The following is a 12551-nucleotide window of genomic DNA, read 5'->3' as shown; positions in this document are numbered from 1 at the left end:
AATCAGTACCTTGCATTATTCACTAGTGTGTATTATACTGTTCTCAACTAATTTTATTTTTTGTCAACTACAAGATATTAATCAGTAGTGGATAAAAGGTAGGAGCTGAAAAAATGAATGTCCAATTTAAAAAGGGTGTTTTAGAGCTTTGTGTCTTAGTCTTGATTTCGGAAAAAGATCAATACGGCTATGAGCTAGCTCAAAACATTTCAAAACGTATAGATGTTGCAGAAGGAACGTTATATCCCTTACTCAGGCGCTTAACAAAAGAGAATTATTTTACGACTTATTTATCCGAATCAACAGAAGGGCCATCTCGTAAATATTATTCCTTAACGGAAGCAGGGAGAGAATACATGGAGTCCTTAATTGAAGAGTGGAAACAGTTTAGTAGTGGGGTCAATGAACTTATTGAGGAGGCAGAGAAAAATGAATAAGGAAACATTCATGCGGGAGCTTGACTTGCAACTTGAAAGAATTCCAGAGCAGGATCGCCATGAGCTCTTATATGATTTTGAAGAGCACTTTGAAATGGGAGAACAAGAAGGAAAAACAGAAGAAGAAATCACAGCAGAGTTAGGGAATCCAAAAGTGATTGCGAAAGACATGTTCATGGAATATCGAATTACACAAGCAGAAGCAGACAAATCAGTGAAAAATATTTCACGAGCTATTCTAGCCACGATTAGTTTAAGTTTTTTTAATCTCATCTTCGTAATTGGACCTGTAGCTGGCATTACAGCAGCATATGTAGGACTTGTGGCAGCATCCATCGCTCTCATTTTTACTCCCATTGTATGGCTTGGGGCACTTATTTTTCACCAAACAGATTCTTTACTTCAGCCTTTCTTCATAACGATAACTATCTCTAGCTTTGGGGTGTTGTTCGGAATCGCCATGCTTTACGTAGGGAAAGTCTTGTATCTTCTTATTTTAAAATATGTGAAATACAACATTAAAATTGTGAAAGGAGCACGCTAACATGAAAAAAGTTGCTCTTATAGCTTTTATCGTATTTGTATTAGGAATAGTTGGTGTTTTAACGACATATGCGTCTGGAGACCACTTCCTTACTGGAGGGAATAGCCACGACATAACAGAATCTAAGTCGTTTGCTGCCGAAAATGTGCAACACTTAAGTGTAAAAGTAGATGTAGGCGAAGTGAAAGTCAAACGAAGTAATTCAGACGAAATCGAAGTATCAATCCGAGCAAGTGAACAAAGAAAGGGTCAGATTGAATATTCCATTGATAAAAAGGAAGATGTAGTTGAAGTCGTTTTTAATAAAGATGATTCCCCATGGTATTCCTTTCCGAATATTTCATTTGGTGACCATGGATCGGTTGTAGAGATAAAACTACCGGATAAAGAGTTCGAATCGTTAGCCATTGAATCGGATGTAGGCGAAGTGGATGTTCATCAAGTTAAAGCTCGGGAATTTACTGCTACTAGTGATGTAGGGGATATCAAAGTCGATCAAGTGGTTGCAGATACGAGTACATTAAGCTCTGACGTAGGAGAAATTGAAGTAAACGGTGGTACGGGTGCTTTTCATATTGAATCAGACACAGGAGATGTAAGTTTAGAGCTTAACGCACTAGAAGAAGATGTGCATATTGAGTCCAGTGTAGGTGAGGTTTCGGTGTCCCTTATTAACGAGCCAAAGAACTTTACTTTTGATTTGGCTAGTGATGTAGGAGGAGTTTCTGTGGAAGGTTTTTCTAGTATTCAAAAATCGTCTGGAAGAAGTTATTATGTAGAACAAGGAAATGGAAATTCGCTGCTTCAAGTGAAAGCTGATGTAGGGGAGGTCCAAGTTGAGAAAAACTGATAAAGGAGTTAGAAGATGAATCCACTACTAATAGAAGTACCAACATCATTTGACACGGAACGATTGCACATTCGAATGCCTCAACCTGGAGATGGTGCACAAGTCTATCAAGCTATACAGGCATCTAAGGATGACTTAAAAGAATGGCTCCCTTTTGCGACCAAGGATCAAACGGAAGAAGATGTAGAAGTTAATATACGAGAGTCCCAAATTAAATTTTTAAAAAGGGAAGATCTTCGTCTTCTAGTCTTTGATCGTGAAAGTGGAGAGTTTGTCGGCTCTTCCGGTCTTCACCGTATGGATTGGTCTGTTCCTAAATTTGAGATCGGATATTGGATTGATTCTAGAAAAAGTGGAAAAGGGTACATGACCGAAGCGATAGAGGGCATCACAAATTTTGCTTTTGAGACTCTAGGTGCTAGAAGAGTCGAAATCCGATGTGATCGACTTAATACGAAAAGCCGCGCAATCCCAGAGCGGCTAGACTTTGAATTAGAAGGTATTGTGAAAAATGATGATGTCTCCATGGACGGTGAGCAATTAAGAGATACGTGCATTTATGCGAAAGTAAAATAAGAGGAAGTGCAGGCAGTGAATAAAGAAAGACTGGCGACTTTCATTTGTTGCTCTTTTGGTGGACATCTAGGACCTTATTTTAAAGATTATACCCATACAGCTGTCTAAGCGGACATCCAGTACTTTATTTAGTGAATTTTCATAGAATATTAGCTTCAGTTTTGATGGATAGCGGAACAGATGTCCTTGAAACATATAAATGGCTGCTTTTGCTTCAAATAGAGGAATCAATATCCGGGTTGCAATAAGAAATCCATGAATAAATAGCATACCAATATCTATGCCATTTGGTATGCTATTCATTTGTTCATTTTGTATTTTTCTCCATCAACATGGAACTAATTAGAACATGTACCCCTCTAATATTATGGATCAAAATTTAAAAGATAATCCGAATATCTTATTCGGTACTTTAAATTTGAATCGTAAATCATCATTCTCTAAATCAAAGGACTCGACTTTTACTTTAAAGTTACTTTTAATATCCATTTCCGTAACGGCTACGTAGATGCTTTCCTTTTTTGGATAAATTTTCACCCAATCAGGAATTGGGTATCCTTTATCAATATAGGATAATATCTTTTTGCTAGGGAGTGGTAGTCTTCCAAGTGTAATCTTTTCCTGTTTTAATACCAAGTCACCATTTTCTTGTACAACAGGCTCCATTTCAATCGTGACAGGAATCTTGGATTGGAATGCTTCTACGGCACCGGTTATGACCACATTTTTATCTAATATGACTTCGAAGTCATCCGCTTTACTTTTCAGCATCTTATCTAAATACCCATTTATAAGCTGACTTAAATCTTCTTTACTAGATCGAACCACGAATTCAGCACCATCCTCCGCTTCGATATTTTCACCTTTAGGCGGCTGATTTGATGACAGTGGAGGTAAAAAAATAAGAAGAAGCAATAGCAAAATAACTCCGGCGTTAATCCCTGCTAATATAAGAAACCATTGCTTCCAATTCTGTTTTCTCTTTGTTGATTCATTCATCACTCATCTCCGTCCTCCTGATTAACGTCTTCTTTTTTAATGGCGGGTTCAATGGCTTTTAATACTCGTTCGGCCATCAACTCATACCCCTTCGTGTTAGGATGAAAATTATCGGAATAAAACAGGTCTTCCTCTGTATTTTCGAATAAGTCGTACGTAGGAATAAAGGAAACTGTTTCGTATTCATCTGTTACACTTTGACCAGTTGCATTCCAGTTGTCAATGATTTGATCAAGCTGTTCAATCTCTTGGAAATATTGAGAAAAGGGATTATAGAAGCCAATCAAATAAATCTTGGCATCCGGATTTAACTCCAACATGGTATCCATAATTTTTCTTAACCGATCCTTATACCGAACTTGCTCATCTACAAAAAGGCTATATTCTAAGTTAGTGAAGTTTTCCCGGACGATTTTCATAATATCGTTTGCCCCGATTGTAATGAGAACAATTTCAGCTCCCTTTATCGATTCGGAAATTTCCTCTTGTTTCAGGCGGTCTAATAACTGATCCGTGCGATTTCCTCTTTTACCGTAGTTTTTTATATCGATTTCTTCATTCGTGCTTTTTAATGTATTCTCAATAATTCCGACGTAACCACCATTTTCTGTCGTATCTCCAACACCTTGTGTGAGAGAATCGCCTATGGCTACAATATCTGTATCTTTTTTTATAAACAGTCCTATGGCACTTTCTACGACATGGACTACCGTTTCTTTTATTTCTTCTGCAATGTCCTTTTCTTCGGGTTGCTCGGTTTCATTTGCAGGGTCTGTTTTTTTATTTGCTTCTTCATTCTTTGATTCTTTTGCTATTTCTGTAATGACGTTCTTCGGTGTTGGGACTGGTTCTGCGTCTGAAGAAGGGGATTGTAGCTGCCAAACATACCATACTCCGATAAGGATGAGGATGGAGATCACAATCCAAGTGACGGTTACTCTGCGCATCTTAATCACTTCCATATTCCATTCTATAAATAGGTTTCCCTATATTCCCATTTAGGAAACGTCAGAAACTAAACCTAGTACTTCATTTTAAGCGAATTGGAGTAGGAGTAGCAATAGAAAAAAATAGCGAAAGAAAAAGAAAACTGATGTGTAGATAAACACACCAGTTTTCAGCCTAAATAATCAATAAGATTTCTTTCTTTCCAACATGCTTCCTTCTAATCGTTTAAACCATTTCGTGCGCGATACTGTATAAATCACTAGCGCAGTCCAAATGAAAAGAAAAGCAATGAGATGAGCATGGGTGAACGGTTCATTATACTTAAATACACCGATGATTAACATAATCGTTGGGGCAAAATATTGTAAAAATCCAACCATGGATAGTGGAATCCGTTTTGCTCCACTTGCAAACAGGAGTAAAGGAACGGCGGTAGCAACTCCTCCAGCTAAAAGAAGCAAGAAAAGAGGAGAAAAAGTAAACGGTACACCAACGCCTTGTATCCCTACATAGACTAAGTAAATTGCGGCGAGTGGGGATACGATTAGAGTTTCAATTGTTAAACCGAACATGGCACTTATATCAACTGTCTTTTTCAATAAACCATATAGGCCAAAGGACAATGCTAACACGATCGATACCCAAGGGAATACGCCAAAATTAATCGTCAAATAGATGACACCAAAGGCAGCTAATATAAAAGAAAGGATCTGCCATCGTGTGAGACTTTCCTTTAATACAATCATTCCTAATAAAATACTTACAAGTGGATTAATGTAATAACCAAGGCTAGCTTGAACGACATGATCACTATTTACTGCCCAAATAAAAATGACCCAATTCAAACTAATGACAACAGATGCAATGGTAATGCCGATTAGGGTCTTTTTGTTTGAAGCAATTCTTTTAATTTCGGCGAGAAAGGCACGGGTTTTTCCAAGTGCTATAAGAAGAATCATCATAAAAACAAAGGCCCATACAATTCGATGGGCTAATATTTGTCCAGCAGAAACCGATCCGACCATTTTCCAATAAATCGGGAGAAAACCCCAAAGTATGTACGAGGCAGCCGTGTATACAATACCAATCTTTATTTCTCTGTTTTCCATCACGTATCCCTCATTTTTCCTATAATAATGATCAAAAAAGAATAAGCTAAGTTTAGATTTTATATAGGGAAAAAGCAATTAAATCAGCTTGACAATGAAAAAGAGGAAGGGAGCTAAACCCCTTCCTCTGCACTTCAAGGAATCATATCCCTTTAATGGAACATGATCTTATCATCTTTTGGCTCCTAGTAACCCCAGCCATAACCAGCTATTGGATAGTTAGAACCAACGATGACAAGAAGTACGAAGATAACCACTAACAGCACAAAGCCGTTGTTGTCGCCAAATACTCCGTAGCTCATTCTTTGTACCTCCTTTTAGTAGGTGATCTTTCTCTTAATAGTGTCTAATTAGTAACCGTATCCTCCACCCATTGGATAGCTGTTACCAACGATGACAAGCAATACGAAAATAACAACCAATAATACGAAACCGTTGTTACCGAAAACTCCGCCTGCGTAGCTCATGCTCTTCACCTCCTTGCAACACTATCAGTCTATGATGGTTTTGAAAGTTTTGATTGGGCATTTGTTTTGCCTTTCTATAATAAATGAAGAACTTAGTCTTCAATCTCCCCCATTGGGTAAGATGCTCCGCCAATAATTACTAATAGAACAAAAAGCACAACTAATAACGTGAAGGCATTGTTTCCGCCAAAGAAGCCACCACCTTGGCAATTACCCACGTAGTTGTAGGCACCATAGCCTGCGTTCCAAGCCATACCTAAGCACCTCCTTATTTCGTTATACTTTCAACATATGTGTCTATGTCTCTCGTGACCTAGACGAATGTCTCGGTTTTAGGGAAATAGGCGGAATTAAACACGTAATCGCGGTGCCTATCTTGTACGCATATCCATACACTTCTTTCCTTAGATGCATAGGATGATAGAAAAGGAGGGATAGTATGAGTGATCAGTTCTCAAAGAAGATTGAGAAAAAAACAGGAGTAGACATGAATAGTATTAAAGGAATTGCGGACTCCTTTAAAGAAACAGACCTTAGTGACGAAAAGGCTGTACGAAGACTTATTAAAAAAGTGTCGAAAACGGCTGGAAAACCCGTAAACAAATCCACGGAAGATATGCTCGTAAAAATGATCTCGAAAAACAAAGGAATGTTAAATGAGTCCACGATTTCTAAAATGATTAATAAGAAGTGATGTAGAACAGTCAGGGAGAACCTGGCTGTTTTCCTTTTTATAGAAGAAACTGCATTTAATTTTAGGGATGGATACGGCACATCCGCCCGTTTTATTGGAATCTGGGACACTTGCCCCAACCACGATGGTGCTTTCTACATAGGGTAAGTAGTGTAAGACACAGCATCACTCGGTGCTAGCGACCTACTACAAACGAAATAAACAGGAAAGCATTAAATGGAAATGAAAGACTATTAAGCTATCCAAATGATTTTCACCGTATGCTGCAAATCACGCTTGGAGGTGAGAGTTGATGAGTTACGGAATTACTGGAAATAACAGTTTTATTCTATTAGTAGTGTTATTCGTACTGTTAGTTATCGTAGGAAACAACTATCCAACAGGCGGAAACGGATTCGGTTGGTAATACTGGATTCACAAAGAAAGATAAGAATACCAAATAGGAGGGATAGCGAATGTTTGGTAACAATAGCTTCATTTTATTAGTCGTATTGTTCGTATTGCTTGTCATTGTAGGGAATAACTATCCTACTGGCGGCGACTACGGCTGGGCTTAATAAGATAACGAAACGGTTTTAATAAAAACAATAAATTTGGAAGGAGGGAATTTATATCATGTTTGGTAACAATGGTTTTATTCTATTAGTAGTTATCTTCGTATTGCTTGTTATCGTTGGTAATAACTACCCAACAGGCGGCGACTATGGTTATTAATTAACTAGTTTTAAAAAAGAATAGACACCATATTTTAAGGAGGTATTCAGAATGTTTGGTAACAACAGTTTCATTCTATTAGTGGTATTGTTCGTATTATTAGTGATTGCAGGTAATAACTTCCCAATTGGTGGCTATGGCTATTAGTTAAGCATGTTTCAAGAGATGAGAAGGGTTTTCCTTCTCATCTTTTTTCTTGTTCATTATTTTGGATTTCTTTCTTCACTTGCTCCACGTTGGTATCGCTATATATATTCGTGTTGTGTCCACCGGTAGTACGGGCGATGAACTCCTTCGCTTCATTGTAGCTCATACCGGAGTTCGCATTTTTTTCTTTCACGTTATGAATATCTGTGCCAGCGACTGTACGATGTTCTGACATCCAAATCACCACCTCTTTACGTTTAGGATGAAACAATCACCATTTTTCATTCGTAAAAAAGAAAGAAGGAGAAATTCATCTACAGAAAAGATGGAGTATGATACGATGTACTTTGTGCTATAGTAAGGATATTACATACCTCGAAGGTTGCTTAAGGAGGGGAGCGGGTGGAGTTTATTCCTTACCTCTTAGGATCTATTATTGTTTTTAACATTGCCTTAGCATTTGCTATTGTCTTTTTAGAACGCAAAGATGCAAGTGCAACATGGGCCTGGCTCATGGTTTTACTATTTATTCCGGTTTTGGGCTTTATCCTTTATTTGATTTTTGGAAGAAAGTTAAGCAACCGTCGAATATTTACGTGGGATACAAAGAGTCGCCTCGGTGTGAAGAAGGCCGTTCAATCGCAGCTTCGCGCATTAGAAGAGGATCGATTGATTCTAAAAGATGAAAGACTAAGGGAATACAAAGATTTATTTTATTTACATCTTCGTAATGATGACGCGATTTTAACACAAGATAATCAGGTGGAAATTTTTACAGATGGGGAAAAGAAATTCCATGCTTTGTTAGAAGATATTGAGAAGGCAAAAGATCATATCCATTTATTGTACTATATTATTCGCCATGACCATCTTGGGCAGCGGATTGCCGAAGCCCTTAGTAGGAAGGCGAAAGAGGGAATTGAAGTAAGAGTACTCTATGATGACATGGGTTCAAGAGAGCTAAGTCGAAGGTTTATCAAAAAAATTCGCCAAGCGGGTGCGGAGGTTGAAGCATTTTTCCCGCCTTTAATCCCAAGAATAAATTTTAAAATCAACTACCGTAATCACCGCAAGCTCGCCATCATTGATGGAAAAATTGGCTATATTGGCGGATTTAATATTGGGGATGAATATCTAGGATATAACAAGAGATTTGGTTATTGGAGAGACACACATTTGAAAATTGTTGGGGATGCAGTACGCAATATGCAAACGAGGTTTATCTTAGATTGGAACCAGGCTTCTCGCCATGATATTGAATATAAAGAACGTTATTATGAAGCTGAAGCAGCGGGAGATGTTGGGGTGCAAGTTGTCTCAAGTGGCCCTGATTCCGACTGGCAACAAATCAAAAATGGATACATCAAAATGATCATGTCTGCAAAAGAATATGTATATATTCAGACTCCTTACTTCATTCCGGACGATAGCCTAGCAGATGCCTTAAAAATTGCTGCACTCTCCGGAGTTGATGTAAAGATTATGATTCCGAATAAACCGGATCATCCATTTGTTTATTGGGCAACCTATTCAAATATTGGCGAACAGCTGAATGCCGGGGCGCACGTGTACATTTATGAAAAGGGGTTTTTACACTCTAAAACGATTATTGTGGATGGAAAAATAGCATCAGTTGGAACAGCAAATATAGATGTTCGAAGCTTCCGACTGAATTTTGAAGTGAATGCATTCTTGTACAATAGTGACATTGCCAAAAAATTAGTAGAAAAATTTGAAGAGGATATCGAAGATTCTACTCCGCTCACTCATAATCAGTACTTAAATCGTTCTGCTTGGATCAAGGTTAAGGAGTCGGTATCTCGCTTGATTTCCCCGATCTTATAGGAAAGGAATGTTAGCAAGATGGAATCAAAACCTAGTGTAGCATCGTTAACGGTAAAAACCTCACACGTTTTACCACCTGATACAAATGGTCATGGAACGTTATTTGGTGGGGAACTCATGGCGCATATCGATGACGTGGCTGCCATTTCGGCAACGAGACATGCGAGAAAGCCTGTTGTAACCGCGTCGACAGATTCAGTTGATTTCCTTCATCCAGTTAAAGAAGGAGATACCATCTGCTTGGAAGCTTTTGTAACGTGGACGCATAATACGTCCATGGAGGTTTTTGTAAAAGCTGTAACAGAAAATCTGTTAACGGGTGATAGAAAAGTTTGTACGACAGCCTTTCTAACGATGGTTGCGATAGGGGAAGATAAGCGACCAACCACGGTGCCTAGTGTTTATCCCGAATCAGAGGAAGAGAAACTTCTGCATGAAGGTGCACCGGAGAGAGCGGCTTTAAGAAAAGAAAGAAGAAAACAATCCAAACAAGTGGCGAATTCCTTTGGAACGAACTTTCCTTGGAATGAGAAAAGTCGGTTTGGGAAGAATCCTTTCTAATAAAAACCTACTCGATTTAAAAAATTGAGTAGGTTTTTTCTGTTTATGTTTCTATTTCAATCTCATTTTCCGTAACCCAATCATGGGACCAATCTTGTATGGCTTTAATAACAGGCTCCAATGCCCGTCCTTTATCCGTTAATTGATATTCAATACGCACGGGGAACTCTGAGTATATATGCCTTTTGACGATTTCTTCTTGCTCTAAAAGCTTTAAACGGTCAGATAGAAGCCGGCCACTAATAGGGAGCTCTGCTTCCATTTCAGAAAATCGTTTTGAACCATCAAGAAGCTCAAATAATATCAGGCCAACCCACCGTTTACTAAACAGTTGCATCGCTTTTTCAAATCTCGGACATAGCTCATTCATAATTCTCCCCCCTGTTCTTTTATCATACTTCTTTTTCATCGGTATTGTAAGCCTTTTCTGTAAGGCTATGTTCTAAAGATTTTGCTTTTCCTAGTAGGATTTTTACATGTTGATAGTTGATATAAAATGCGACGTAAGGATTTTCGCCGGATTGGCAGTCAACTTGTTAAAGAAAATAAAAGAATCACTCTTTCGTTATGTCGCAATTTATATAAATAGCAATAAACTACACGAAAACAGCTATTTTGAAAAATATTACCAACTTACAAAAAGTAACTCATGTAATTATATCACATGAGTTGCCATGTCGTAAATTTCCGTTTCAGTGTTATCTTCCTATCCTATCGACTATAATGAGGAGATAGTAAATAAAAGGGTGAGCTTAAACATGAGTTTATTATCAGTAGAAGAAGTTTCGAAATCTTATGGAGACAAGATATTATTTCAAGATATATCCTTTACCTTGGAACAAAAACAACGCATTGGCTTGATTGGCGTAAATGGAACAGGAAAATCTACTCTTTTAAAAGGGATTGCAGGAATCGAATCCTTCGATGATGGTCAGTTGAATCATGCGAATGATTTTCGGGTTGAGTATTTAGAACAAGAGCCTTATTTAGATGATCAATTAACGGTGTTGGATCATATATACTATGGAGACTCTGCTGTGATGGTTGCACTTAGAAACTATGAAAAAGTGTTAATAGACCTTGAGGCCAAGCCGAACAACGAAGTTTTACAGAATAAACTTATAGCCGCACAAGAAAAGATGGATAAACTGCAAGCGTGGGACGCAAACACACAGGCGAAAACGATATTAACCAAGTTAGGAATAACGGAATTTCATAAACGAGTTGCTGAACTATCGGGTGGTCAAAGAAAAAGAGTAGCGATAGCAAAAGCTTTAATCCAACCTGCGGATCTTTTGTTGTTGGATGAACCGACAAACCACCTAGATAATGAGACAGTCGAGTGGCTAGAAAGTTATCTCCCTCAATATTCTGGTTCAATTATGCTGGTTACGCATGAAAGATACTTTCTAAACCGAATCACCAATTACATGTTTGAATTGGAAAACGGGAAACTGTATTCCTATGTTGGGAATTATGAAATGTTTCTAGAAAAGAAGGCAGAGCGCGAGCAACAGGAATTGCAAAGTGAGCAAAAACATGCCAATACGATGCGTCGAGAATTAGCCTGGCTTAGAAGAGGAGCAAAAGCTCGTTCCACCAAGCAAAAAGCAAGAAAACAACGAATCGAAGAAATGAAGGACCAAACCTTTCATACGAATAAGGAGAGTCTTGATGTACAGGTGGGGGCTTCTCGACTAGGAACGAAAGTGCTGGAAGCCTTAGATGTGTCTAAGTCCTTTGAAGGGCATACCATTATCCAAAATTTTAATCACTTGTTTATACCGGGAGATAGAATCGGTATTATCGGGCCAAACGGCAGTGGTAAAACAACTCTCCTAAATATGATGGCAGGTAATATAGAGCCAGACGAAGGTACATTTGATGTCGGGCAGACGGTGAAAATTGGCTACTACACACAAAATAACGTGGATGTGGATGAAAATTTACGAATGATTGACTATATAAAGGAAGTTGCAGAGGTTATTCATACGGCGAAAGGAGATACTATCACTGCAGAGCAAATGCTGGAAAGATTTCTTTTTCCAAGATCACAGCAATACACGTATATCCGCCGACTTTCTGGTGGGGAACGCCGTCGGCTGTATTTACTTCGTGTTTTGATGAATGAGCCGAACGTTCTCTTCTTAGATGAGCCAACCAACGATTTAGACACACAAACATTAGGAGTGCTGGAGGATTATTTAGAGCAGTTCCCAGGTGTTGTCATCACCGTTTCTCACGATCGCTACTTTTTAGATCGTGTGGTGGATCAACTGATAGTGTTCCAAAGAGGAGAAAAAACACCCCACCTCTATTATGGAAATTATTCAGAATTTCTGGAGGATAGAAAAGAACAAGTAAAGGCGAAGGAAGAGAAAAAGCCAGCCAAGCCAGAAGAAAAACCGAAGAAGAAGAAAAAACTTTCCTATCATGAGCAAAAAGAGTGGGATGGTATTGAGGATAGAATTGAAGAAATGGAGCAAGAAATAGAAAGGCTAGGGGAAGAAATTGCGGCGGCAGGAAGTGATGTTGGAAAGGTACAGGAGCTGTATGAAAAACAAAGCAAGCTTGAAAAGCAGCTAGAAGAGGCTATAGAGCGCTGGGAGGAACTTTCCCAACTCGTCGAAGAGCTCAAAAAATAGTCAATATGACTTATT

General features: G+C 38.5%; 20 protein-coding genes. 12 read left to right on the top strand and 8 right to left on the bottom strand.

Annotated elements, in window-relative coordinates; translation table 11 throughout:
* Positions 1 to 113 precede the first annotated feature (113 nt).
* The 4 genes from KO561_RS17905 to KO561_RS17890 are packed head-to-tail and all read left to right on the top strand — an operon-like array spanning position 114 to position 2407.
* Positions 114 to 437, top strand: coding sequence for a PadR family transcriptional regulator (locus KO561_RS17905; protein ID WP_231094681.1), 324 nt, complete (start codon positions 114 to 116; stop codon positions 435 to 437).
* The gene (locus KO561_RS17900; protein WP_231094680.1) at positions 430 to 981 is read left to right on the top strand and encodes an HAAS signaling domain-containing protein; all 552 of its coding nucleotides are present in this window, start codon (positions 430 to 432) and stop codon (positions 979 to 981) included. Before KO561_RS17905 ends, KO561_RS17900 begins: the two co-directional genes overlap by 8 nt.
* A 1-nt stretch (position 982) precedes the next feature.
* A complete protein-coding gene (locus KO561_RS17895) occupies positions 983 to 1831 on the top strand; it encodes a DUF4097 family beta strand repeat-containing protein (protein WP_231094679.1) in 849 nt (282 codons plus the stop codon).
* Positions 1832 to 1846: 15 nt separating this feature from the next.
* Entirely contained in the window at positions 1847 to 2407 is a 561-nt protein-coding gene (locus KO561_RS17890; RefSeq protein WP_231094678.1) for a GNAT family N-acetyltransferase, read from the top strand.
* A 372-nt stretch (positions 2408 to 2779) separates the two neighbouring features.
* Here the strand turns inward: KO561_RS17890 and KO561_RS17885 are convergent, their stop codons facing one another.
* The 6 genes from KO561_RS17885 to KO561_RS17860 all read right to left on the bottom strand — a co-directional run bounded on the left by KO561_RS17885 (position 2780) and on the right by KO561_RS17860 (position 6184).
* A complete protein-coding gene (locus tag KO561_RS17885) occupies positions 2780 to 3406 on the bottom strand; it encodes a YpmS family protein (RefSeq protein ID WP_231097243.1) in 627 nt (208 codons plus the stop codon).
* The gene (locus KO561_RS17880; RefSeq protein WP_231094677.1) at positions 3406 to 4353 is read right to left on the bottom strand and encodes an SGNH/GDSL hydrolase family protein; all 948 of its coding nucleotides are present in this window, start codon (positions 4351 to 4353) and stop codon (positions 3406 to 3408) included. Before KO561_RS17880 ends, KO561_RS17885 begins: the two co-directional genes overlap by 1 nt.
* 183 nt (positions 4354 to 4536) lie before the next feature.
* A complete protein-coding gene (rarD, locus tag KO561_RS17875; protein ID WP_231094676.1) occupies positions 4537 to 5463 on the bottom strand; it encodes an EamA family transporter RarD in 927 nt (308 codons plus the stop codon).
* A gap of 185 nt (positions 5464 to 5648) precedes the next feature.
* Positions 5649 to 5765, bottom strand: a complete 117-nt coding sequence (locus KO561_RS17870; RefSeq protein WP_231094675.1) for a YjcZ family sporulation protein — start codon at positions 5763 to 5765, stop codon at positions 5649 to 5651.
* Between the two features lie 48 nt (positions 5766 to 5813).
* Entirely contained in the window at positions 5814 to 5930 is a 117-nt protein-coding gene (locus KO561_RS17865) for a YjcZ family sporulation protein (RefSeq protein ID WP_231094674.1), read from the bottom strand.
* A gap of 92 nt (positions 5931 to 6022) precedes the next feature.
* Positions 6023 to 6184 carry a YjcZ family sporulation protein gene (locus tag KO561_RS17860; RefSeq protein ID WP_231094673.1) on the bottom strand — a complete coding sequence of 54 codons (162 nt, stop codon included), beginning with the start codon at positions 6182 to 6184 and terminating at the stop codon, positions 6023 to 6025.
* A 185-nt stretch (positions 6185 to 6369) separates the two neighbouring features.
* Between KO561_RS17860 and KO561_RS17855 the strand changes: the two genes are divergently transcribed.
* The 5 genes from KO561_RS17855 to KO561_RS17835 all read left to right on the top strand — a co-directional run bounded on the left by KO561_RS17855 (position 6370) and on the right by KO561_RS17835 (position 7485).
* Positions 6370 to 6624: a stage VI sporulation protein F gene (locus tag KO561_RS17855; RefSeq protein WP_231094672.1), complete on the top strand. Its 255-nt coding sequence runs from the start codon at positions 6370 to 6372 to the stop codon at positions 6622 to 6624.
* A gap of 292 nt (positions 6625 to 6916) precedes the next feature.
* Complete coding sequence (locus tag KO561_RS17850; protein WP_231094671.1) at positions 6917 to 7030, top strand: YjcZ family sporulation protein; 114 nt, start codon at positions 6917 to 6919, stop codon at positions 7028 to 7030.
* 49 nt (positions 7031 to 7079) lie between these two features.
* Positions 7080 to 7181 carry a YjcZ family sporulation protein gene (locus KO561_RS17845; RefSeq protein ID WP_231094670.1) on the top strand — a complete coding sequence of 34 codons (102 nt, stop codon included), beginning with the start codon at positions 7080 to 7082 and terminating at the stop codon, positions 7179 to 7181.
* A gap of 58 nt (positions 7182 to 7239) precedes the next feature.
* Positions 7240 to 7338 carry a YjcZ family sporulation protein gene (locus KO561_RS17840; protein ID WP_231094669.1) on the top strand — a complete coding sequence of 33 codons (99 nt, stop codon included), beginning with the start codon at positions 7240 to 7242 and terminating at the stop codon, positions 7336 to 7338.
* 51 nt (positions 7339 to 7389) lie between these two features.
* Positions 7390 to 7485 carry a YjcZ family sporulation protein gene (locus KO561_RS17835; RefSeq protein WP_231094668.1) on the top strand — a complete coding sequence of 32 codons (96 nt, stop codon included), beginning with the start codon at positions 7390 to 7392 and terminating at the stop codon, positions 7483 to 7485.
* Between the two features lie 37 nt (positions 7486 to 7522).
* Here the strand turns inward: KO561_RS17835 and KO561_RS17830 are convergent, their stop codons facing one another.
* Complete coding sequence (locus tag KO561_RS17830; protein ID WP_231094667.1) at positions 7523 to 7720, bottom strand: gamma-type small acid-soluble spore protein; 198 nt, start codon at positions 7718 to 7720, stop codon at positions 7523 to 7525.
* A 167-nt stretch (positions 7721 to 7887) separates the two neighbouring features.
* Here KO561_RS17830 and cls point away from each other — a divergent pair, with 167 nt between their 5' ends.
* Together cls and KO561_RS17820 are read left to right on the top strand one after the other, a co-directional pair.
* Entirely contained in the window at positions 7888 to 9330 is a 1443-nt protein-coding gene (gene cls, locus KO561_RS17825) for a cardiolipin synthase (protein WP_231094666.1), read from the top strand.
* An 18-nt stretch (positions 9331 to 9348) separates the two neighbouring features.
* A complete protein-coding gene (locus KO561_RS17820) occupies positions 9349 to 9891 on the top strand; it encodes an acyl-CoA thioesterase (protein WP_231094665.1) in 543 nt (180 codons plus the stop codon).
* A 43-nt stretch (positions 9892 to 9934) separates the two neighbouring features.
* Here KO561_RS17820 and KO561_RS17815 read toward each other — a convergent pair whose 3' ends face one another.
* Positions 9935 to 10261, bottom strand: a complete 327-nt coding sequence (locus KO561_RS17815; protein WP_231094664.1) for a winged helix-turn-helix transcriptional regulator — start codon at positions 10259 to 10261, stop codon at positions 9935 to 9937.
* A 388-nt stretch (positions 10262 to 10649) separates the two neighbouring features.
* Here KO561_RS17815 and KO561_RS17810 point away from each other — a divergent pair, with 388 nt between their 5' ends.
* A complete protein-coding gene (locus tag KO561_RS17810; RefSeq protein ID WP_231094663.1) occupies positions 10650 to 12536 on the top strand; it encodes an ABC-F family ATP-binding cassette domain-containing protein in 1887 nt (628 codons plus the stop codon).
* Positions 12537 to 12551: the final 15 nt, after the last annotated feature.

Origin of the sequence: Radiobacillus kanasensis, assembly GCF_021049245.1 — a bacterium.
Taxonomy (GTDB): domain Bacteria; phylum Bacillota; class Bacilli; order Bacillales; family Amphibacillaceae; genus Radiobacillus; species Radiobacillus kanasensis.
Note: the sequence above shows the minus strand (reverse complement) of the source record. Positions and strands in the feature narration are given on the sequence as shown.

What these genes read in the sequence shown, in the direction of transcription:
- KO561_RS17905 (WP_231094681.1), top strand. Translation starts at nt 114, where the DNA reads ATGAATGTCCAATTTAAAAAGGGTGTTTTAGAGCTTTGTGTCTTAGTC.
- KO561_RS17900 (WP_231094680.1), top strand. Translation starts at nt 430, where the DNA reads ATGAATAAGGAAACATTCATGCGGGAGCTTGACTTGCAACTTGAAAGA.
- KO561_RS17895 (WP_231094679.1), top strand. Translation starts at nt 983, where the DNA reads ATGAAAAAAGTTGCTCTTATAGCTTTTATCGTATTTGTATTAGGAATA.
- KO561_RS17890 (WP_231094678.1), top strand. Translation starts at nt 1,847, where the DNA reads ATGAATCCACTACTAATAGAAGTACCAACATCATTTGACACGGAACGA.
- KO561_RS17885 (WP_231097243.1), bottom strand. Translation starts at nt 3,406, where the DNA reads ATGAATGAATCAACAAAGAGAAAACAGAATTGGAAGCAATGGTTTCTT.
- KO561_RS17880 (WP_231094677.1), bottom strand. Translation starts at nt 4,353, where the DNA reads ATGCGCAGAGTAACCGTCACTTGGATTGTGATCTCCATCCTCATCCTT.
- rarD (WP_231094676.1), bottom strand. Translation starts at nt 5,463, where the DNA reads ATGGAAAACAGAGAAATAAAGATTGGTATTGTATACACGGCTGCCTCG.
- KO561_RS17870 (WP_231094675.1), bottom strand. Translation starts at nt 5,765, where the DNA reads ATGAGCTACGGAGTATTTGGCGACAACAACGGCTTTGTGCTGTTAGTG.
- KO561_RS17865 (WP_231094674.1), bottom strand. Translation starts at nt 5,930, where the DNA reads ATGAGCTACGCAGGCGGAGTTTTCGGTAACAACGGTTTCGTATTATTG.
- KO561_RS17860 (WP_231094673.1), bottom strand. Translation starts at nt 6,184, where the DNA reads ATGGCTTGGAACGCAGGCTATGGTGCCTACAACTACGTGGGTAATTGC.
- KO561_RS17855 (WP_231094672.1), top strand. Translation starts at nt 6,370, where the DNA reads ATGAGTGATCAGTTCTCAAAGAAGATTGAGAAAAAAACAGGAGTAGAC.
- KO561_RS17850 (WP_231094671.1), top strand. Translation starts at nt 6,917, where the DNA reads ATGAGTTACGGAATTACTGGAAATAACAGTTTTATTCTATTAGTAGTG.
- KO561_RS17845 (WP_231094670.1), top strand. Translation starts at nt 7,080, where the DNA reads ATGTTTGGTAACAATAGCTTCATTTTATTAGTCGTATTGTTCGTATTG.
- KO561_RS17840 (WP_231094669.1), top strand. Translation starts at nt 7,240, where the DNA reads ATGTTTGGTAACAATGGTTTTATTCTATTAGTAGTTATCTTCGTATTG.
- KO561_RS17835 (WP_231094668.1), top strand. Translation starts at nt 7,390, where the DNA reads ATGTTTGGTAACAACAGTTTCATTCTATTAGTGGTATTGTTCGTATTA.
- KO561_RS17830 (WP_231094667.1), bottom strand. Translation starts at nt 7,720, where the DNA reads ATGTCAGAACATCGTACAGTCGCTGGCACAGATATTCATAACGTGAAA.
- KO561_RS17820 (WP_231094665.1), top strand. Translation starts at nt 9,349, where the DNA reads ATGGAATCAAAACCTAGTGTAGCATCGTTAACGGTAAAAACCTCACAC.
- KO561_RS17815 (WP_231094664.1), bottom strand. Translation starts at nt 10,261, where the DNA reads ATGAATGAGCTATGTCCGAGATTTGAAAAAGCGATGCAACTGTTTAGT.
- KO561_RS17810 (WP_231094663.1), top strand. Translation starts at nt 10,650, where the DNA reads ATGAGTTTATTATCAGTAGAAGAAGTTTCGAAATCTTATGGAGACAAG.